This window comes from Paraburkholderia sp. RL17-368-BIF-A, from assembly GCF_046054045.1.
Classification (GTDB): domain Bacteria; phylum Pseudomonadota; class Gammaproteobacteria; order Burkholderiales; family Burkholderiaceae; genus Paraburkholderia; species Paraburkholderia graminis.
Genome location: NZ_JARESN010000010.1, coordinates 130,413 through 149,882, shown reverse-complemented (window position 1 = coordinate 149,882; position 19,470 = coordinate 130,413). Strand labels below are relative to the sequence as shown.

Annotated in this window: 16 protein-coding genes; 9 read left to right on the top strand and 7 right to left on the bottom strand. The window is 62.0% G+C overall.

Annotated elements, in window-relative coordinates:
- Window positions 1-18: 18 nt before the first annotated feature.
- The 3 genes from P0D87_RS18855 to P0D87_RS18845 all read right to left on the bottom strand — a co-directional run bounded on the left by P0D87_RS18855 (window position 19) and on the right by P0D87_RS18845 (window position 2,728).
- Window positions 19-948 carry a peptidoglycan DD-metalloendopeptidase family protein gene (locus tag P0D87_RS18855; protein ID WP_053860857.1) on the bottom strand — a complete coding sequence of 310 codons (930 nt, stop codon included), beginning with the start codon at window positions 946-948 and terminating at the stop codon, window positions 19-21.
- A gap of 474 nt (window positions 949-1,422) precedes the next feature.
- Window positions 1,423-1,839, bottom strand: coding sequence for a hypothetical protein (locus P0D87_RS18850; RefSeq protein ID WP_006053027.1), 417 nt, complete (start codon window positions 1,837-1,839; stop codon window positions 1,423-1,425).
- 133 nt (window positions 1,840-1,972) lie between these two features.
- Complete coding sequence (locus tag P0D87_RS18845; protein WP_053860856.1) at window positions 1,973-2,728, bottom strand: DeoR/GlpR family DNA-binding transcription regulator; 756 nt, start codon at window positions 2,726-2,728, stop codon at window positions 1,973-1,975.
- A gap of 128 nt (window positions 2,729-2,856) precedes the next feature.
- Here P0D87_RS18845 and P0D87_RS18840 point away from each other — a divergent pair, with 128 nt between their 5' ends.
- Together P0D87_RS18840 and P0D87_RS18835 are read left to right on the top strand one after the other, a co-directional pair.
- Window positions 2,857-3,444, top strand: a complete 588-nt coding sequence (locus tag P0D87_RS18840) for an NUDIX domain-containing protein (protein ID WP_053860277.1) — start codon at window positions 2,857-2,859, stop codon at window positions 3,442-3,444.
- A 204-nt stretch (window positions 3,445-3,648) separates the two neighbouring features.
- The gene (locus P0D87_RS18835; RefSeq protein WP_171800569.1) at window positions 3,649-3,999 is read left to right on the top strand and encodes a hypothetical protein; all 351 of its coding nucleotides are present in this window, start codon (window positions 3,649-3,651) and stop codon (window positions 3,997-3,999) included.
- Window positions 4,000-4,027: 28 nt separating this feature from the next.
- Here P0D87_RS18835 and P0D87_RS18830 read toward each other — a convergent pair whose 3' ends face one another.
- Window positions 4,028-5,188, bottom strand: a complete 1,161-nt coding sequence (locus tag P0D87_RS18830; RefSeq protein WP_053860276.1) for a porin — start codon at window positions 5,186-5,188, stop codon at window positions 4,028-4,030.
- A gap of 502 nt (window positions 5,189-5,690) precedes the next feature.
- Between P0D87_RS18830 and P0D87_RS18825 the strand changes: the two genes are divergently transcribed.
- The gene (locus P0D87_RS18825; RefSeq protein ID WP_053860275.1) at window positions 5,691-6,800 is read left to right on the top strand and encodes an OpgC domain-containing protein; all 1,110 of its coding nucleotides are present in this window, start codon (window positions 5,691-5,693) and stop codon (window positions 6,798-6,800) included.
- Window positions 6,801-6,877: 77 nt separating this feature from the next.
- The gene (locus P0D87_RS18820; RefSeq protein WP_053860274.1) at window positions 6,878-7,750 is read left to right on the top strand and encodes an alpha/beta hydrolase; all 873 of its coding nucleotides are present in this window, start codon (window positions 6,878-6,880) and stop codon (window positions 7,748-7,750) included.
- A 49-nt stretch (window positions 7,751-7,799) separates the two neighbouring features.
- Here the strand turns inward: P0D87_RS18820 and P0D87_RS18815 are convergent, their stop codons facing one another.
- Window positions 7,800-8,918, bottom strand: a complete 1,119-nt coding sequence (locus tag P0D87_RS18815) for an AI-2E family transporter (RefSeq protein WP_029968728.1) — start codon at window positions 8,916-8,918, stop codon at window positions 7,800-7,802.
- A gap of 347 nt (window positions 8,919-9,265) precedes the next feature.
- On the opposite strand from P0D87_RS18815, the gene P0D87_RS18810 reads away from it, so the two are divergent.
- The 3 genes from P0D87_RS18810 (at window position 9,266) to P0D87_RS18800 (ending at window position 14,013) form a co-directional block, all read left to right on the top strand.
- On the top strand, window positions 9,266-9,553 hold the full coding sequence (locus tag P0D87_RS18810; RefSeq protein ID WP_029968727.1) for a DUF3331 domain-containing protein: 288 nt from the start codon (window positions 9,266-9,268) through the stop codon (window positions 9,551-9,553).
- Window positions 9,554-9,825: 272 nt separating this feature from the next.
- Complete coding sequence (locus P0D87_RS18805) at window positions 9,826-12,405, top strand: adenosylcobalamin-dependent ribonucleoside-diphosphate reductase (RefSeq protein WP_053860273.1); 2,580 nt, start codon at window positions 9,826-9,828, stop codon at window positions 12,403-12,405.
- Window positions 12,406-12,534: 129 nt separating this feature from the next.
- On the top strand, window positions 12,535-14,013 hold the full coding sequence (locus tag P0D87_RS18800) for a sensor domain-containing diguanylate cyclase (RefSeq protein ID WP_053860272.1): 1,479 nt from the start codon (window positions 12,535-12,537) through the stop codon (window positions 14,011-14,013).
- A 19-nt stretch (window positions 14,014-14,032) separates the two neighbouring features.
- Here P0D87_RS18800 and P0D87_RS18795 read toward each other — a convergent pair whose 3' ends face one another.
- On the bottom strand, window positions 14,033-15,031 hold the full coding sequence (locus tag P0D87_RS18795) for an AraC family transcriptional regulator (protein ID WP_044022026.1): 999 nt from the start codon (window positions 15,029-15,031) through the stop codon (window positions 14,033-14,035).
- A 341-nt stretch (window positions 15,032-15,372) separates the two neighbouring features.
- Here P0D87_RS18795 and P0D87_RS18790 point away from each other — a divergent pair, with 341 nt between their 5' ends.
- Both P0D87_RS18790 and P0D87_RS18785 read left to right on the top strand, forming a co-directional pair.
- Window positions 15,373-16,425, top strand: a complete 1,053-nt coding sequence (locus P0D87_RS18790) for an NAD(P)-dependent alcohol dehydrogenase (protein WP_006052910.1) — start codon at window positions 15,373-15,375, stop codon at window positions 16,423-16,425.
- Between the two features lie 826 nt (window positions 16,426-17,251).
- On the top strand, window positions 17,252-18,208 hold the full coding sequence (locus P0D87_RS18785; protein WP_006052911.1) for a LysR family transcriptional regulator: 957 nt from the start codon (window positions 17,252-17,254) through the stop codon (window positions 18,206-18,208).
- A 57-nt stretch (window positions 18,209-18,265) separates the two neighbouring features.
- Here P0D87_RS18785 and P0D87_RS18780 read toward each other — a convergent pair whose 3' ends face one another.
- Complete coding sequence (locus P0D87_RS18780; RefSeq protein WP_006052912.1) at window positions 18,266-19,402, bottom strand: nucleoside hydrolase; 1,137 nt, start codon at window positions 19,400-19,402, stop codon at window positions 18,266-18,268.
- Window positions 19,403-19,470: the final 68 nt, after the last annotated feature.

The following is a 19,470-nucleotide window of genomic DNA, read 5'->3' as shown; positions in this document are numbered from 1 at the left end:
CACAGCCGCGCGCTGCGTTTAGCCGCGTCCTTGCGGCAGATACGGCATCGGATCGACCGGTTTGCCGTCGCGGCGCAACTCGAAGCCGACCGACACGCGCGAGTTGTTTTCGTCGCCCATCTCGGCGATCTGCTGGCCCTGTCGAACGATCTCGCCGGTTTTGACCAGCAGTTTGCGGTTATGCGAGTACGCGGTCAGGAAGTCCTTGTTGTGCTGCACGATGATCAGACTGCCGTAGCTGTTCAGGCCCGTGCCGGCATACATGACCTTGCCGTCGGCGGCCGCGCGAACCGGATCGCCCGCCTTGCCGCCAATCTCGATGCCGCGCGTCTCGCCCGGCTGGAAGGCTTCGACGACCCGGCCGCCCGCGGGCCATGCCAACGACAAGCCGTTTGCGTGACGCATGCTTTGTTGCGCGACTTCGCGCGCTTCGGCGGCACTGGGAGCGGGCGAAGGCTGCGCGATAACTGCCGCTGCCGCCGACGCCTGCGCGCCAGACGCACTCGACGCCGCAGCGGCATTAGCCGCAGCCGCATTAGCCGCATTAACCGCCTGCACGGTCTCCGGCGATGCAACGCGCAGCACCTGGCCATTCTTCAATCGCGACGACGCCTTCAGGCCGTTCCATGCCTGCAACTGCTTGACGCTGCAGTGATGGCTCTGCGCGATGCGCGCGAGCGTGTCGCCGCGCTTCACCCGATAAACGAGCGGCGGCGCCTTTTTGAGGGGCGCAGCCAGAGGCGTGTCGCCCGAAGCGGCCGCACTCGCCGACGCGGACATCCCCGCCGTGCCTTGCAGATTCGCCGCGCCTGCCGCGGACACACCCGAAGCGGCTGCTGCGCCGGTCTGCGCGCCCGGCTGCCCGACGCCGGCGCAACCGCTCATCGCGAGCGCGAGCCAGGCGCCGGCGATGCCTGCCATCACTGCCCTGTCGAAACCCTTTCCCATCATGTTCGGCTCCTGCTTGTTCTGTAGGCGGGCCGGACGCCGCCTTGCCGCCTGCACGCGCGCGTCGCGCTGACGCGCCGCCGTTCGCATCGCGGCCTGGCGAGCGTGCTGGCACCCTCACCGTTGTATTGCCGGCTGGCCTTGTTCGTTGCATCGCTCCGTACGTCGAATCTTCGCGCGGGCGACGGCGGATTCAGGCGCTTACACAGCCACTTTTCCGCGGACGGCCAGACTACGATTAAATTTCCAGCCGGATTGTAAAGTGCGATTAACAGAAAACGCGTGCGCCACACAGTCTGATACAAACGTTACCAACAGCGTCTGCGTGTCTCGTTGTGCGCACAACCACGCGGCAAAACCGGGCCGCATGGGCAGCGCCATCGACGCCATCTGCTTAACGGCACGCTGGCGCGAGAACTTGAATTGCCGGTTCGAAAAACGCGATGGTGCTCGCGCGGAACGCGCGGCGAGCCGCTAGCTGTAGTAATGCCCCGCGTATGACACGTAGCCCACGGGGTGATGAGTGAAGTGGAGCACGGGCAGTACAGGGTTGGAGTTGTCGTCGGTGGGATAGGCGCTTGCCTCGGGGATGTATTCGCCCTGCGCCTCGATGGGCTGCCCGGCTTGGAGTCCGGGGATTTCCTCGGCAAGCCCTTCGTTATCGCCGAAGCGCACCGCAATGAACACCTTGGTGCCGACGAGATTCTGCGTGCCGCCTTCAAACTTCAACACCTTGTCGATCTTCACGATCAGGTGCTGATGATTTGCGCCGTGGTGGTTGTCCGGGCTCGCGAACACCTTCGTGATCGTGCCTTGCACGCAGGCAAGCGGCGCACCGAGCGAATGAACATAGCGATGATGAGGAAGGATCTGCGTCGCGCGATTGCTCATGAAATCTCCGTGGAAGAAGCCAGGCTGAGACGGCGGAAGAACAGGCGCATGCGGGCCTGCTGCGCGATCCGTTTGAGCGGCTCGACGGGCGGGAGTTCAGGGCGCGTGCCGAAGCGATTGCAGCGGCCAACCTCTACGCGCGCACAACCGTCAGGCCCAGCGCTTCGAAAGGCGCGGTAAGTGTCTCGGCCGTGCCGCGTTCCACCACGATTGTGCTCGCCGCCGATACGTCCGCGATCCGGTACGCCGACGCCGCATTGAGCTTTTCCGCCGATGCGAGCACCACCGTCTCCGCCGCGTGCTCCGCGAGCGCGCGCTTCACGTACGCTTCCTCGATGTCGCCGGTGCTGAGGCCGGCTTGCGGATGCACCCCGGTCACGCCCATGAAATACAGATCGGCGCGGATGTGGCTGAGCGCTTCGATGGCGGCCGCGCCGACATTGACCATTGAATGCCGGAAAAGCCGGCCTCCGATCATCACCACTTCCAGTTGCGCATGCCCGGCGAGTTCGACGGCGATGCTCGGGCTATGCGTGACGATCGTCGCACGCAAGTCACGCGGAAGGTGTCGCGCGAGTTGGACAGCAGTCGTGCCGCCGTCGACGAACGCGATTTGCCCCGGCGCGATCATGCCCGCCGCAGCGCGCCCGATCGCCGCCTTCGACGCCGATTCGATCCGCTCGCGCCCGGCGAGATCCACCGCTGCCGGCGACGCCGGCAAAGCGCCGCCGTGCACGCGCTGGAGCTGCCCTTCCGCCGCGAGTTCGCGCAGATCGCGGCGAATGGTGTCCTCGGACACGTCGTACTCGGCGCTAAGCGTCTTGGCGACGACCTGCCCGTCGCGCCTGAGCACCTCGAGGATCAACTGTTTTCTCTGCGATGTAAGCACGGTCGTCTCCGGCAGACGGATCGCACGATCCGTCCGTTGCACGAAATTTCTTGTTTTTGCACGATACTGCACGATACCATGATTCGCGTGTCGGCCTAACCACCACCAACCAATTAAAGGTACGAGCCATGAATGAAACCGCGGAACGAGTACGAATCGTGGACGTGAAAGTGCTCTCCGACGACTGGTATGTGCTGAAAAAGACCACCTTCGACTATCGCCGCGCCGACGGCTCCTGGCAGCGCCAAAGCCGCGAAACCTACGACCGCGGCAACGGCGCGACCTTGCTTCTGTACGAGCCGCGCCGGCGCATGGTTGTGCTGACGCGGCAGTTCCGCTTGCCAGCGTTCGTCAACGGTCATCACGGCATGTTGATCGAGACACCCGCCGGTCTGCTCGAGTCCGCTTCCCCCGAGGAGCGGATTCGGGCCGAAGTCGAGGAAGAAACCGGTTATTGCGTCCATGAAGTGCGCAAAGTGTTCGAAGCCTTCATGAGCCCCGGTTCGGTCACGGAGAAACTGCATTTTTTCGTCGCCGAATACGATGCGCTCGCGCGGGTCGGCGCAGGCGGCGGTCTTGAACACGAAGGCGAAGATATCGAGGTCTTGGAACTGCCGATCCGACAAGCGCTTGCGATGGTCGAGCGCGGCGAGATCGTCGACGGCAAGACGATCATGCTGTTGCAGTACGCACAGTTGAACCTGTTCGACGCTTGATCGCGTCGGGTCACGTCGCGCCACACTCGCTTTAGGAATTTTCCCAAGCCCGATTAGGAAACGGACGATAGGTTGAGGAACGCAAAAAAAATATTCTTACGTTGCTTTGACGTTGACCGGCGGCGCGCCACGCTCCCGCCGGAAAACTCAAACGGAACCCTTCCCTTCAGAATATTTTTGCTTCGTCAACCTGCATTCCGGGCGATGAAGAAGTCGAGGCTCAACGTGGATTCTCTTACATCGGCCAACCGCTTCATGGGCGGTTTTTTCTTTGGCGCTGTCGTCGCTACCGCGATCATGGTCGTGCTCTGCGTCAGCGGCGAATTTGTGCCTCTCATGGCGAAGCTGCATGCAATCCAGCAAGTCATTGCAACTGCTGTCATTTCAGTGCTCGTCGCCGGCACCAAACCGCTTCTGTATAAAACCGTCTGGCGCGAGCGCCGCTGCAGTTTCATTCTCGACGAAGACTTGAGCGCCACGCTTCGCGGCAGAAGCTTTGGTATTCCCGCCGGCGTGATGGTCGGCATTCTGGTTCAAAACGTTTTGATGAATTGAACGCAGTTCAGGCACCCGGCATGAAACTCTAGAATTTATGCCGGATCGCAGCGCGCACCACAACCTGTTTCGACGTCGATGACGGCGCTTGCGCGCCTGGTATAAACGCCTCATCGAGTATCGAATATGTCGAGTCGCCAGTCACTTGCTGGTATTCGCCCTGAATATAGACGTCGGTGCGCTTGGACAGGTTGTAATCCGCCATCAGTCCAAATGAGTGGATTTTCGGTTTGACGCCGCCACTCGACGCATCGAAGTTTTCAATCGTATAGACGTATTGCGCGCCGACAAACAGCATCGGCGAGATCTGATACTTGCCGTTCAATTCAAAGTTCTGATATTTCAACGAGTTCAGCAATACGCCGGGCGGCACGAGTGGCGTAATGCCGAGATAGCCATTGCCGGTCGGATTCAAATAGCTCGATTTGCTATACGCGAAACCCGCCGTGGCCGGACCGAAGTTATAGGTAATGCCGCCGCCGAACACGCGCATGCGAGCCGCGATAAAGCTTGCGTCGTTAGCCGTAATCGCACCATTCGCACCATTGCCCGGATTATTGGCCTGCAAATACGCGGCGCTCACCAGCAGGCCGCCATACGCATACTGCCCGCCCACGCTATAGGCGCGGTTATTGCCGAAATTCGTGTCGTTGCTAAAGCTGTACGTGCCGCCGAATTGAAAGCCGCTAATCGACGGGCTTGTGTATTTGACGGTGTTGTCGAGGCGAAACGAGTTATCGGTATTGTCGTTATCGTAGGGATGCGAGAAAAGCGAGCCGGCCCAGTTTCCATTCGCCGTGGTCTGCGCCAGATAATCGACCACTGAATCGTATTGCCGCCCGAACGTCAATACGCCATAGCGCTCCGCGCTCAAGCCCACAAAAGCCTGTCGCCCGAACATCCGGCCGCCCTGATTCAGGCGCCCCGAACTGACGTCGAAACCGTTTTCGAGCTGGAAAATGGCTTTGAGGCCGCCGCCCAGTTCTTCGGCGCCCTTCAAGCCCCAGCGGCTGCCTTGCGCGTAGCCGCTTGCCAGCTCGTACACATGTCCTCGGCCCGCGTTGTTCGTGTAGTTGATGCCTTCGTCGAGTACGCCGTACAGCGTGACGCTCGTCTGCGCCGAAGCCGGCGTGCTAAAGGCGGCGGACACAGCGGTGGAAACGGCCAGCGCGAACACTTGCTTGTTCATGACGATCCCCCTGCACTCGAGTAATCGGCCTAACTCGATCTGACGCGTTCTTCTTGACCCTACGACAACGCGCTTCTTCAAGTCCGACGCGCTTACGGGAAATCCTCACACGCCGGAACGCGTCCGTCCATTGGGTGTCGCCTGGATGTGTCGAAACGTTGCGAAATCTCCACTGTCTTTAAACGTCCATTCCGCCGAGGCTCCGCCAGCACTGCGTTTGCAATGTGCGCTGCCAAGCAGACTTGTCACAGAAAGAAATATAATTGCCGACTTTCGCGGCACCGAGGCGGAACTCCGCCGTGCTGTCAGGGTCATTTTTACTGCTTCATGCAAGCGCGTGCGCGCGCCGGCTTTGAGGCAGGTCCGTTACGGCGGCAACGCGCGGTTCAGCGCAGCAACGCCGCTGCAGCAACAGCATCAACCCACTATTCCAAAGCCTTGTGAGACGCCCGACGCGCTAAAGAGCGCGCCGTCGCACGGGGCTGCTTTCGGCATAAAAACAATGCAAGCTTCGCAATCGCGTTTAATCGAGCTCGACTTTTTCCGAGGACTCGTTCTGCTGATCATCGTGGTGGACCACATCGGCGGAAGCATCTTGTCGCGCGTCACGCTGCATGCGTACGCGCTGTGCGACGCCGCGGAGGTGTTCGTGTTTCTCGGCGGCTTCGCAACCGCGACGGCCTACGCGGCGCTCGCCGAGCGGCGTAGCGAATCGATCGCGCGCAACCGCTTCCTGCGGCGCTCGCTGGAAATCTACCGCGCCTTTCTCGTGACCGCCGGGCTTATGCTGCTCGTGAGCGCGGTCCTGAACGCGTTCAACGTCGAGGCGCCGAATCTCGCGATCACCGATCTCGACGACCTGATGGACACGCCCGTCGCCGCGTTGCGCGATATCCTGCTGTTCCGCCGTCAGCCTTATCTCGCGTCCGTGCTGCCGATGTACGCCTTCTTCGCGCTGCTGGTGCCGATGATCCTGCCGCTCGCGCGCAGCAAACCGTGGCTGCTGCTGGCAGGCAGCGTCGCGCTGTGGGCCGGCGCGCCGGCCATCAACGCGTATCTGCCCGCCGCGCCGGACATGCATTGGGACTTCAACCCGTTCGCCTGGCAGTTGCTGTTCGTGCTCGGCGCGCTCGTGCGTTGCCAGCCGGTCTATCAGCGCGTGAGTCAGCACCGTCTCGGCTGGCTCGTGACGCTCGCGGCCTGCTGTGTGGCGGCGGTCGCGGCGTACTACAAGCTCTTTGTCGAAGTCGAGCCGCTCGATCCCAGCTTCAAACAGAATCTGTCCTACTTGCGCGCGGTCAATTTCCTCGCGATCGCGTGGCTCGTGGCCAAGCTGATCGAGGCGGGCTGGGCAAGAAAGCTCGCGCAGTCTCTGCCGCTGATTGGGCTCATCGGACGCAAGGGCTTGCTGTGCTTTATCGCCGGCGCGGTGATCTCGCTCGTGGTGGACTCGGTGCTGTATGCCGCCACCGACGGTTACCTGAACTATCCGCTAGGCTTGCTCGCCGACGCGTGCGCGATCACGGCGCTCGTTGCCGTCGCGTGTGGGACGGAGGCGCTCAAGCGGCTCGTGATGCGGATGGTAGGCACACGGCTTCGGACGTCGCCGTAACATGTGTGGGTCAGCTCTGAGCTCTGAGCTTTGACTCAGCGTTGGCCGCCGTCCGCCGTGACTGTTTCCACCTCGACATGCGCCTATTCCTACACCTTGCGCTGACTGTTCTGTGCGCCGCGTGCGGCACTTCGTCGTTCGCCAGCACGGTGACGACCCGCAGCTTCCATTCGTCCGCGCTCGGACGCGATTGGTCCTACACGCTTTATTTGCCGACCGGTTATCGTCCCGACGCCGCGCGCATTCCGGTGATCTATCTCCTGCACGGCAACAACGGCGATGCCAACGACTGGATCAGCCGCGGCCATCTGCAAAGCACCGTCGACGCGCTCATCGAACATCGCGATATTCCGCCGCTCGCCGTCGTGATGCCGCAAGGCGGCACCGACTGGTACGTGGACCGCAAGGAAAAAATGGAGACGGCGTTCTTCGACGATCTGCTGCCCGAGATCGAAACGCACTACGCGGTGTCGACGCAGCGCGCGGGGCGCATGATCGGCGGCGTGTCGATGGGCGGCTTCGGCGCACTGCGCTACGTGATGACGCAGCCCGAGCGCTTTTGCGGCGCGCTGCTGCTGAGCCCGGCCATCTACGCCGACGAACCGCCGCGCGGTTCGGCCGCGCGCCGCGTCGGCGTGTTCGGCGAACGTCAGTTCGATCCGCGGATCTGGCACGAGCTGAACTACCCGGCGCAGTGGGAGCGCTATATGAGCCGGCCGTATCGCGTGCCGGTCTTTATCGCTGCCGGCGACGACGACCTCGCGATCCAGGCCGATGCATCACTGCTTTATACGCAGCTTCGCCTGGCGGGCAATCCGGCGGCGCTGCGCATTATCGACGGCGGCCATACGTGGGACGTGTGGAGCGCCCTGCTGCCCGGCGCGCTGAAATACACGCTCGGTTGCACGAGGCTGCCGGCGCAGGAACATCCGTCGAACCAGCGGCCTTGAACAAATAAAGCACTCGCGAAAATCGCGAATCGGACGACACCCGGCCGGGCTATTGCACGAGGTCGGTCCACAGCACCATCAAGACCGTCATCAGCGCGGGGCCGATGAAGAGGCCGAGCAGCCCGAAGGTCTCCGCGCCGCCCAGAATGCCGAACAGCACGAGCAGAAACGGCAGTCGCGTGGAATTCCCGATCAACACCGGCCGCACGAAATGCTCGGCGACGAAGACCACGATCGACCCGAACACCAGAAGACCGATCGCGCTCGCGACCGATCCCTGCGAGAACAGCCACAACGCGGCGAGGCTGAAGGTTATCGGCGCGCAGAAGGGCAACATCGCGGCGATCGCGGTGATGAGCGCGAGCAGCGCGACGTGCGGCAAGCCCGTCACGAAATAGGCGACGCCGAGCAACGCGCCCTCGCCGAGTCCGACCACCACCAGCCCCGACACAGTGCCCCGCACAGCCGTGGCCATCCGCTGGACGAGCTGTGCGCCGTCTTCGCCGAAACCGCGCTGCAAACCTCTCGCCAATGCGCCCGACAGACGCGGCCCCGCCTGGAAGATCACGAACAGCGTCACGAGCATGAACGCGAAGACGGTGACCGCATGCACGGCGCGCGCCCCGAAATGGCGGCCAAGCGTGACGACCGTCGTGCTGTGCAAGCCCTTCATCGCCGCGGAGTCGCGCAACGGCGGCGTCAGATAGGCTTGCCACCACGCCTCGGCCTGGTGCGCGCCGAACGGCAAACGGTGGATGAAGTCCGGCATCGCGATGCCGTTCTCCTGCGCGGCCTTGAACCAGTCGGTGAGGTCATGCGCTTCGCGCAACGCCTGCGCAATGCCGACGCCCACCGGCAACACCACCAGCAACGCGATCGCCAGTGTCAGCACGGCAGCGATCAGCGTGGTGCGCCCGGTCAGCCAGCGGCTGCCTTCGACCTTGCGCAGAAGCGGCCATAGCGCGATCGCCAGCACGGCGGCCCAGCCGACCACCGGAAGAAAGTCGCGCACGACCCACAACGCGAGCAGCACGAGCCCGATGTACAGCGCGAGCGAAGCAGCCCTCTGTTTTTTGACGCGCTCGGGCGTCAGCAGCGACTGAGTCGGATGCGACGAGCGCGGCGGGTGCGTCGATCTGGACGGGCCGACGGGGGGACGTGAATTCATGTGGTTCGTGTGTGGATGCCGGTTTGCGCGCGAGCCGACCCGAAAAAAGCAAACCCGCTAAACTGCGGGACGCGCTCGCACAATAAACAACGACATCTTAATGGAAGCGCGCAAGGCCCTTGCGGCCCGCTTTTGCTGTCTCACCAGCTACAACACTGCGTTGCAAAAAGCGCTCTTATCTCATTTTTGGGCGACACGCCCTTCGCCAAGCCCCGCCAATTCAAGTGCCGTCGAAAGTCAAGTCGGATTGTTGCTAATTGGGGAACAGTGTTTCAACGTAGACACAATGGCTCTGCAGCCGTTGGGGGACTAAATTCGGGCACACCACAAATTCGGAGCCGACGATGATGACCCTGGAGTCCATCCCCCTTGACGGTACTAACGGCATACGCATCGAGATCCTCGAGCGCTCCGACACCACGCTGGTCATCCGCTGGGTCGAGCCCGGACGATGTCATTACGGCGAGCAGCGGTGGCGTCGCAGGTCGGCGCATACGTCGGGAACCTGCGCGGTATCGCGCCGCAAGATTCGCCGCGGCGATGCCGTCTTCAAGCCGGCCGAGCGCCCGGCGCCGTCGAATGCGTCCGCGATGATCTGCGCGGAAATTCTCGGCGCGCTGCCCGCCGAAGCCTGATTTCGCCGTCAATCCTGCCCACGCGCGCCGTCGCGCGTGCCGTCACGCGTGCCCTGCACCTGCCCTGCGCCTGCCCGCTCGCGCTGACTCCGCCATCGAGTCCCTAACGCCGCCGCGCGCATGAAACCGCCCCGATTGCGGCCCTTCGTCGCGTGCGTTAAGGTGGACCTGCTTGCGTCAAATCACCCTGCCGGCCCGACGCCCGGCGGTAAAGTGACGCGCATCTCCACCCATCGCGCCGTGCGCGGCACGGCGCCGTTTGAGGGCACACCATGGCAGAAGACACGCCGCACACGTCGACCCGGCCGGAGACTCGCGCAGCCAGCGCGCCCCCTGCTCCGCTCATCGCTCCCCAGCAGTTTTCCACCGACGTCCTGCTCGAGAAATACGCCAAAGGCGACGAGCAATCCGCCGACGACGTCTTCAAGCGCGTCGCCCGCGGCGTCGCCGAGGCGGAACCGGAAGCGCTGCGCGAATCGGTCGAGGCGCTCTTCGTCGACAATCTGCGGCACGGTGCGCTCGGCGCGGGCCGCATCATGAGCGCGGCGGGCACCGGCATTGCCGCCACGCTGATCAACTGTTTCGTGCAGCCGGTCGGCGACGCGATTCAGGGCGTCGACGAACAAGGGCTGCCGGGCATCTACGTCGCGCTGCTGCAAGCCGCGGAAACCATGCGGCGCGGCGGCGGCGTCGGCTACAACTTCTCGGCGATCCGGCCGAAGGGCGCGCGGGTTCACACCACGAGTTCGTCGGCGTCCGGCCCGTGCAGTTATATGGATGTGTTCGACGCGTCGTGCCGCACGGTGGAAAGCGCCGGCTCGCGGCGCGGCGCGCAGATGGCCGTGCTCGACTGCAATCATCCCGACCTGCTCGAATTCATCGAAGCCAAACATTCGAAGGGACGCTGGAACAACTTCAACGTGTCCGTCGGCGTGACCGACGAATTCATGCGCGCCGTCGAAGAAGACCAGCCGTGGCAACTCGTGCATCGCGCGGAACCGTCGCCGGCGCTGCGTGCGGCCGGCGACGTGCGGCAGCGCGACGACGGCCTGTGGGTCTACAGCGAGCGGCCGGCGCGCGAGATCTGGGATCGCATCATGCGCTCCACGTACGACGTCGCCGAGCCCGGCATCGTGTTCATCTCGCGCATGAACGAGGACAACAACCTGCGTGCCGTCGAAACGATTCGCGCGACCAATCCGTGCGGCGAACAGCCGTTGCCGGCTTACGGCTGCTGCAATCTCGGGCCGCTCAATCTGACGCGTTTCGTGATCGACCCGTTCGCGCAACTCAAAGGCCGCGAGCCTTCGTTCGATTGGGACGGCCTCGCTCGACGCACGCGCACGCAAGTGCGCTTTCTCGACAACGTACTCGACGTCACGCTGTGGCCGCTGCCGCAGCAATACGACGAATCGCGCGCGAAGCGCCGCATCGGCGTGGGCTTTACGGGTCTCGGCGATACGCTCGTGATGCTCGGGCTGCGCTACAACTCGCAGGAAGGCCGCGACTTCGCGGTGCGCATTGCGCGGCTGATGCGCGACGAGGCGTATCGCGCGTCGGTGGAACTCGCGAAGGAGCGCGGCGCGTTTGCGCTTTTCGATGCCGCGCACTACCTCGAAGCCGGCACCTTCGCGTCGCGGCTGCCCGAGGACATCAAGGAAGCGATTCGCCGCGACGGCATCCGCAACAGCCATCTTCTGTCGATCGCGCCGACCGGCACCGTGAGCCTCGCGTTCGCGGACAACGCGTCGAACGGCATCGAGCCGGCCTTCTCGTGGACCTACACGCGCATGAAGGTGATGGCCGACGGCGGCCGCGAATCGTTCGATGTCGAAGACTACGCGTACCGGCTTTATCGCGAGCTCGGCGGCGACGTGACCAGGCTGCCCGACTACTTCGTCAGCGCGCTGGAGATGTCGGCGCGCGATCATCTGGACATGATGGCCGCGGTGCAGCCGTATGTGGACACGTCGATCTCGAAGACCGTCAACGTGCCCGCCGACTATCCGTTCGAAGCCTTCGAAAGCCTCTATTTCGATGCATGGAAAAGCGGCCTGAAAGGTCTCGCGACTTATCGTCCGAACGAAACGCTCGGCGCCGTGCTGAGCGTGAGTCCGGCGCAAGCCGACGACACGCTCGCCGAAAGCGACCTCGATCCATTGCGAATCGCAATCGATCATCGGCCGAAAGGCGAATTGCCGGCGATCATCGAAAAGGTCGAGTACCTGACGCAAGCCGGCAAAAAATCGCTGTACGTGGCGGTGTCGTTCATTGAAGTGACCGGACGTCTCGGCGGTGAAGACGTGACGATCGAGCGGCCCATCGAGTTCTTCATTCCGACCGGTCAGCGCGACGAATCGCAGCAATGGATCACGGCGACCATGCGTTCGCTGTCGCTCGCCGCGCGTGGCGGTTTCGTCGCGCGTAATCTGCAGGACATGCGCAAGGTCTCGTGGGATCGCGGGCAAGTGCGGCTTGGCGAAGTGCAGCGTCTGGACGGTCATCGCACGCCGCGCTGGCACGATTCGGAAGTGGCCGCGCTCGCGTTTGCGATCCAGCAGATTCTGCATCGCCGCGGTTTTCTCGACGCCGAGGGCAATCAGGTTCCATCGCGTCTGCTCGCACGTTTGCCGCGCGGACAGATGAAAGCGGAAACGGCGCTGTCCGCGGACTTCGGCATCCGTCCCGCTCCCGCCGATGCGCACACAGCGGAACTGACGCAGCCTGGCATGGTGCCGGGATTGCATACGATGCTCGGTCGCAAATGCGGATCGTGCGGCGCGAACGCCGTGATCCGCAAGGACGGATGCGACTTCTGCACGGCCTGCGGCGAAGTGGGAGCGTGCGGGTGAATTAGCGTTAGCGGGTCTCTCGCCCCGCTATTGCACCTGTCGAAAGTGCTGACACTGGAAAGCTGGTTGTTTTTTAGACCGATGCGCAACCAGCCGTAGAATAGCCGCACTTTCCGCGACGAGACTCTCATGCTGGATATTTCGCCAGGCGTTACCAAGCCCGCTAACGACGATTCGAAAATGTTCGATCTCGCGCCCGTCTCGCTGTGGGTCGAGGACTTTAGCGGCGTGCGCGATCTGTTCGATACCTGGCGCGCCGAGGGCGTGAGCGATCTGCGCGCGTACTTCGCCAAAGCGCCCGAACAGGTCGCCGAATGCGCGCGCAGCATTCGCGTGGTGAAGGTCAATCAGAAGACGCTGACGCAGTTCGAGGCCGCGGACTTCGACACGCTCAACGGCAATCTCGCCGCTGTGTTCCGCGACGACATGCTCAAGACGCATCTCGAGGAGCTCTGCCAGTTGTGGGCCGGGCAATCGCATTTCACGAGCCAGACGGTCAACTACACGCTCGCTGGACGGCGACTCGATGTGCTGCTCAAAGGCTCTATTCTGCCGGGCCACGAGGAACGCTGGGACCGCGTGCTGGTGTCGGTGGAAGACATCACCGAACTGGAAAGCGCGCGGCATCGTATGACGCTCGCCGAGGAATACGCGCGCGGTCTCTTCGAACATTCTCCGGTGTCGCTATGGGTCGAAGACTTCAGCGCGGTCAAGCAACTGCTCGATCAGGCGCGCGCGGCAGGCATTAGCGATTTTCGCGTGTTCACCGACGTGCACCCTGAGTTCGTCGAGCGCTGCATGCAGGAGATTCACGTACTCGACGTGAACCAGCACACGCTCGAGATGTTCGCCGCACCCGATAAAAAAACGCTGCTCGCGCATCTGCCCGATGTGTTCCGCGACGACATGCGTCCGCATTTCCGCGAGCAGTTGCTCGATCTGTGGGAAGGCAAACTGTTCCAGCAGCGCGAGGTACTCAACTATTCGCTCGACGGCAACGAGGTGCACGTGCACCTGCAATTTTCGGTGCTGCCGGGGCATGAGAACAACTGGGACCTGGTGCTGGTCGCATTGACCGACATCACCGCCCGCAAGAAGGCGGAGGCGTACCTGGAGTTTCTCGGCAAGCACGACGTGCTGACGAAGCTGCGCAACCGCTCGTTCTATGTCGACGAATTGAATCGGCTCGAACGCAAGGGGCCGTGGCCTGTCACGATCATCATCGCCGATCTGAATGGGCTGAAGCGCGTGAACGATCAGCTCGGCCACGCCGCCGGCGATGCGCTGCTGCGCCGTGCGGGCGAAGTGCTGGCCAAAGCGATGGAGCCGCCGTTTCAGGCGGCGCGCATCGGCGGCGACGAATTCGCGATTCTGATGCCGGGCACCGACGAGCGCGGCGGCGCGGCGATGATCGATGCGGTCGGCAAACTCGTCGAAATGAACAACCAGTTCTATCCGGGTTCGCCGCTCAGCTTTTCGATGGGCATGGCGACGTGCCAACGCGGCGACCGTCTTGAAGCCGGCGTGCAACGCGCCGATCTGCAGATGTACGACGAAAAGCGCTCGCATTACGCCAATCAGGCGGATGCGAAAATTAGCGGTGGTTGATGAACGCGAAGCGCTTTCTCTACACCGCCGTCACATAACGCGCAACGGGCTTCACGATGCGCGGCGGCGGCGAGTCGTAAATTGCGCGCATGCGCTTTACTTCGTCGACGGGACTCAGGCCGAAAAGACGCTTGAATTCGCGGCTGAATTGCGACGCGCTTTCATAACCGACTCTTGCGGCCGCGGCGCCCGCGTTTAAACCATCCTGCACCATCAGCAAACGCGCGTGATGCAAACGCGTGGTCTTCACGTATTGCATCGGCGAGGTCGCCGTGACGGCCTTGAATTGCGCGTGAAAAACCGCGAGGCTCATGCCGGCTTCGGCGGCGAGCGTATCGACGTCGAGCGCGCCGTGATAGTCGGCGTGAATGCGGCGCAGCGCCTTGGCAACGCGTCCAAAATGATTCTGATGCGTGAGCGCCGCGCGAATTGCATCGCCCTGCTCGCCGGTCAACACGCGATAGCAGATTTCGCGCACGATGCCCGGCGCGAGAATGCGCGCGTCGAGCGGCGACACCAATGCGTCCAGCAGACGCTGCACCGCGTTGCTCAATGCCGGATCGAGCGGCGTCGAGTAAATGCCGAGGGGTTCATTTCGCGCCGCGCCCTGCGTTTCGTTGAGCGCCATCAGCAACTCGGCAACCATCGTCAGATCGACTCGAATGGAAATGCCGAGGAACGGCTCGTCCGGGGTCGCCTCAGTCTCGCATTCGAACGGCAGCGGCACGGACAGCACGAGGTACTGCTGCGCGTCGTACTGGAACACCTGGTCGCCGAGATAGCCGCGCTTGCGCCCCTGGCATACGATCACAATGCTCGGCTCGTACATCACCGGCATGCGCGGCAACGGACTATTCGCGCGCATCAGATTGACGCCTTCAAGACTCGAGCGCGTCATGCCCGGCTTGGGCGCGAGTGCGTCGAACACTTCGATCAGACGTTGCTGCGCAGCATGAGCGGCGTGCGCGAGTGGAAATTCGGCGGAAGACAACGACGGTTGCGAGAGGCTCGGCGACATGACGAAATAGTGACGTACAAGAGAATAGTGCTTGAAATTTAGCATCAAACTGCCTGGCGCGCTTCGCCCCAGGAGTTTTAGGCAAATCTTCAAGACATTCAGGTATTCACTGGCTCGCCGTCGGCTTCTACTATGGGAACCCTGTCGGATGAGCTTTGCTGCGCGACGTTTGTTGGACGACCTTCATTCGCGCTTTCATCACGCGCCGCGACCCGAACCGTGCGGTTAGGCGCATGCGCGACATGCGTTGTCCGTTGCCGATTGCCATTACCGTCGCCCGTCGCCGATTGCCCATTGCCGGCGCCTTCTGACATCACCCATCTTTTGCTGGAGAACTACCCATGAGCACGACTTATGCCTATGCCGCGACCGACGCCAGCGCGCCGCTCGCCCCGTTCGAAATCCAGCGCCGCGAACTGCGCGCTCATGATGTGCAAATGGAAGTGCTGTTTTGCGGCGTGTGCCATTCCGACCTGCATCAGGCTCGCAACGAATGGAAGAACACGATGTATCCGGTGGTGCCGGGTCATGAAATCGTCGGCCGTGTGACCGCGGTGGGCCCGGACGTGACAAAGTACAAGGCGGGCGATCTGGTGGGCGTCGGCTGCCTCGTCGATTCGTGCCGGACCTGCGCGAGCTGCGCGGAAGGCCTCGAGCAGTACTGCGAGAACGGCTTCGTCGGCACGTATAACGGCGTGGACCGCGTCGACGGGCAAGTGACCTACGGCGGTTATTCGACGCAACTCGTCGTCGACGAGGAATTCACGCTGCGTGTGCCGCAAAACCTCGACCCTGCCGGCGTCGCTCCGTTGCTGTGCGCGGGCATCACCACGTATTCGCCGCTGCGCACGTGGGGCGCGGGTCCTGGCAAGAAGGTCGGCATTGTCGGCCTGGGCGGCCTCGGCCACATGGGCGTGAAGCTGGCGCGCGCAATGGGCGCACATGTGGTGCTGTTCACGACATCGCCGTCGAAGATCGAGGACGCCAAGCGGCTTGGCGCACACGAGGTGGTGATCTCGAAGAACGCGGAAGAACTGGAAGCGCATGCGAACAGTTTCGATCTGATCGTGAATACGGTGGCTGCGCCGCACGACCTGAATCCGTTTTTGAACCTGCTGAAGCGTGATGGAACGATGACGCTGGTGGGCGCGCCCGAGCACGATCATCCGTCGCCGCAAGTGTTCAACCTGATTTTCAAGCGCCGCCGGCTGGCCGGTTCGCTGATCGGCGGGATTGCCGAGACGCAGGAGATGCTGGATTTTTGCGGCGAGCATGGGATTACTTCGGATGTCGAAATTATTCCGATGCAGAAGATTAATGATGCTTATGAGCGGATGTTGAAGAGTGATGTGAAGTATCGGTTTGTTATTGATCTGGATTCCATGCGGAAGTGATTTTGGTTTTTTTTGCCGTGCGGCTGGGGGCTTTTTTGGGTGAGCCCTTGGCCTTTCCTTGAATTCATAGTGGTCTATTTGCGTTGCCCCTGTGCGGGGCGGCACCTACTTTCTTTGCCGCCGCAAAGAAAGTAGGCAAAGAAAGCGGGCTCACACCGCTAGCTTATAAGTGGGTCCCTCGGTTCGGAGCGGGTAGTGGTGCGTTTGACATCCGTGTTCTCGCACATTCCGCGCTCGTGACAAAGCAGTCATTCTTCCGGCGGCGCTTCGCGCGCCGTGCGGTCGTTCCCCAACCCGTCGGGTGGTCGGTGGTGTCTGGGATTGCGAGCCATTAGCGCGTTGCGCCCTCCTCGCTTTCATCGAGGGTGCTCATTCAAATGCGCGATTGAATGCAGCACGATTGGATGCAGCCATTAAGAGCCCTGCCACGCAACGCGATCGCCCCAACAGCGCCACGCCGAGGCGCAGTCGACGGCCCCCGCCGCGCGAAAACGCGAGCGGATGGTGTAAGCCAACCTTTCCGGCGAGCACGTAGTGCGAGGCGGGAAGCATGACTGCCTTGTCACGAGTGCCGAATGCGCGAGGGCACGGATGTTAAACGCACCACTCCGTTCTCCGAACGAGGGACCCACTTATAAGCTGGCGGTGTGAGCCCGCTTTCTTTGCCTACTTTCTTTGCGGCGGCAAAGAAAGTAGGTGCCGCCCCGCACAGGGGCAACGCAAATAGACCACAACGAATTCAAGAAAAGGCCAAAAACAAAAGCCGAAAAAACCCAACCAAAAAAAGCCCCGCCGCAGGCAAAAAACCCAACACCGAGAGGCCCAAATGCTAGACCGAATAACAGCAATGCGCACCTTCCTAAGAATCGTGGACACCAACAGCTTCACCCGCGCAGCGGAATCCCTGAACATTCCGCGCGCGACGGCGACCACCATTGTCCAGAACCTGGAAGCCCTACTCGGCACGCAACTGCTCGCACGCACCACTCGGCGCATCAGCGTGACGCCCGAAGGCGCCGCCTACTACGAACGTTGCGCGCAAATTCTCGCGGACATCGACGAGATGGAAGCCAGCATCCGTCACGCCACCGATAACCTCACAGGCCGCCTGCGCATCGAAATGCCGGGCTCGGTGGCGAGCGCAATCGTGCTGCCCGCTCTCGACGACTTCCACGCGCGCTATCCGAATCTCGATCTCGCCATCGGCGTCAGCAACCGCACCGTCGATCTGGTTGCCGAAGGAATCGATTGCAGCATTCAACTCGGTGAACTGCCCGATTCGAATCTCGTCGCGCGACAACTCGGCACGCTCGAACATGTGACCTGCGCGAGTCCGGACTATCTCGCGCGTTACGGCACGCCCACCGACCTCGACGATTTGCGCGGACATGTGGCTGTCAATTGCATGTCGCCAAATAGCGGCCGCGAAGTGGCGTTCGATTTCGAAGTCGACGGCGAAGCGCAAAGCGTCAAGGTGAACGGCTTTATCAAAGTGAGCGACGAGCAGGCGTATCTCACCTGCGGACTGCAAGGCCACGGGCTCATTCAACCCGCGCGAATTGCCGCGCAACCGTACCTCGACTCAGGACAATTGCGCGAAGTACTGCCGCAATGGAAACCCGTGCCGATGCCGGTTTCGGTCGCTTATCTGAAGAATCGACGTGTGTCGCCGCGCGTGCGTGCTTTCGTCGACTGGCTTGCGGAGCTGTTCGAAAAGACCGAGCACGTCGATCAGGATCTCTCGCGCGTGCGCCAGTTGTTGCGCGGCCTGCATCCCGCCTGAAGCGGATTCGATGCAGGCTCGCAGCACGTTCAACGCATCAATCAATCAATCAATCGATCAGCCCGGCACCGGCACTGGCCGCGTCAGCAAGTCCACATAGAAATTGAAGAAGTTCTGATTGTCGAAGCGCTTGATGATCGTCATCTTCTGCAGACCAGCCGGCGGCGAACTCGTATAGCCGGTCGCTTTTCCATCATTCGCGCCGAAGCTCATATCGACATCGACCCACTCGTCGACCGTTTGCGTCGCGAACGAAGGATGCATCAAATAGCCGAGAGTCAGCGTGTCCCAGATGTTCGTGGTGTAGTTCGGGTTCGTCTCGAAACCGTTCTTGCCGTCGAAGCCATAACCGTTCAACGTCTTGAACAACTGGGTAATGATGGTCTGCTTCGACGGGTCATGCGCGATTCGATCATAGAGCGCTTTATCCATTTTCACTGTGTCGGTCACATCGAGCGGAACGACAACCTGCTTGATCGGCAGACGCAACACCTCTTTCGCGGCTTGCGGATCGAACCACCAGTTGAACTCGGCGGTCGGCGTCGTATTGCCCGGCACGTCGATCGCGCCGCCCATATAAATGATCTGCTTGATCAACGGCACGATCTCGGGATGCCGACGCGCGGCAAGCGCGATGTTCGTCAACGGTCCGATCGCAAGAATCGTCACCTCGCCGGGATTCTGCTTCACCGAGTCGACGATGAAATCCACCGCGCTTTTGCTTTGCACTTTCGTATGCGTTGCGAAGCCGTCAGGCGGCGCGACGAGATCGCTATCGGACTTGGGCTCGGGTGTTCCCCACGCGCCGAGATAACCGTCGCCACCGGGGAATTGGGCCATTTCAGCCTGGATCGTGGCGAAATCGTGCGACAACGCATAGTTCGCACCGGCATAGACGCCGATCTGCTTTTCGACGCCGAGCCGTTCGACGGATTTCAATGCATCGGCAACGCCCTGCTTCAACCATTGATTGCCCGACACGACCGTAATGCCGAGTACTTTCAACGATCCCTGCGCCTGCAATTGCGCGGCCATGACGCCAAGCTGGCCGTCGTCGCTCAGCGTGTTGTAGTCGCTGTCGATAATGACTTTCGGGGGATTGGTTGCGTTCAGATTGTCGCCGCCGCAGGCCGCGATTGCGAGAGCAGTCACGACGCTTGCTACATAGCTCAATGCCACGAGAAACCGCTTCATTGATGTCTCCTGTTCTATCGCATCGGTGTGCGACTAAGGAGAGTCATCATAAACGCAACGGCGGCCAA

Coding starts and splice junctions, on each gene's coding strand:
- P0D87_RS18855 (WP_053860857.1), bottom strand. CDS start 948: ATGGGAAAGGGTTTCGACAGGGCAGTGATGGCAGGCATCGCCGGCGCC.
- P0D87_RS18850 (WP_006053027.1), bottom strand. CDS start 1,839: ATGAGCAATCGCGCGACGCAGATCCTTCCTCATCATCGCTATGTTCAT.
- P0D87_RS18840 (WP_053860277.1), top strand. CDS start 2,857: ATGAATGAAACCGCGGAACGAGTACGAATCGTGGACGTGAAAGTGCTC.
- P0D87_RS18835 (WP_171800569.1), top strand. CDS start 3,649: ATGAAGAAGTCGAGGCTCAACGTGGATTCTCTTACATCGGCCAACCGC.
- P0D87_RS18830 (WP_053860276.1), bottom strand. CDS start 5,188: ATGAACAAGCAAGTGTTCGCGCTGGCCGTTTCCACCGCTGTGTCCGCC.
- P0D87_RS18825 (WP_053860275.1), top strand. CDS start 5,691: ATGCAAGCTTCGCAATCGCGTTTAATCGAGCTCGACTTTTTCCGAGGA.
- P0D87_RS18820 (WP_053860274.1), top strand. CDS start 6,878: ATGCGCCTATTCCTACACCTTGCGCTGACTGTTCTGTGCGCCGCGTGC.
- P0D87_RS18815 (WP_029968728.1), bottom strand. CDS start 8,918: ATGAATTCACGTCCCCCCGTCGGCCCGTCCAGATCGACGCACCCGCCG.
- P0D87_RS18810 (WP_029968727.1), top strand. CDS start 9,266: ATGACCCTGGAGTCCATCCCCCTTGACGGTACTAACGGCATACGCATC.
- P0D87_RS18805 (WP_053860273.1), top strand. CDS start 9,826: ATGGCAGAAGACACGCCGCACACGTCGACCCGGCCGGAGACTCGCGCA.
- P0D87_RS18800 (WP_053860272.1), top strand. CDS start 12,535: ATGCTGGATATTTCGCCAGGCGTTACCAAGCCCGCTAACGACGATTCG.
- P0D87_RS18795 (WP_044022026.1), bottom strand. CDS start 15,031: ATGTCGCCGAGCCTCTCGCAACCGTCGTTGTCTTCCGCCGAATTTCCA.
- P0D87_RS18790 (WP_006052910.1), top strand. CDS start 15,373: ATGAGCACGACTTATGCCTATGCCGCGACCGACGCCAGCGCGCCGCTC.
- P0D87_RS18785 (WP_006052911.1), top strand. CDS start 17,252: ATGCTAGACCGAATAACAGCAATGCGCACCTTCCTAAGAATCGTGGAC.
- P0D87_RS18780 (WP_006052912.1), bottom strand. CDS start 19,402: ATGAAGCGGTTTCTCGTGGCATTGAGCTATGTAGCAAGCGTCGTGACT.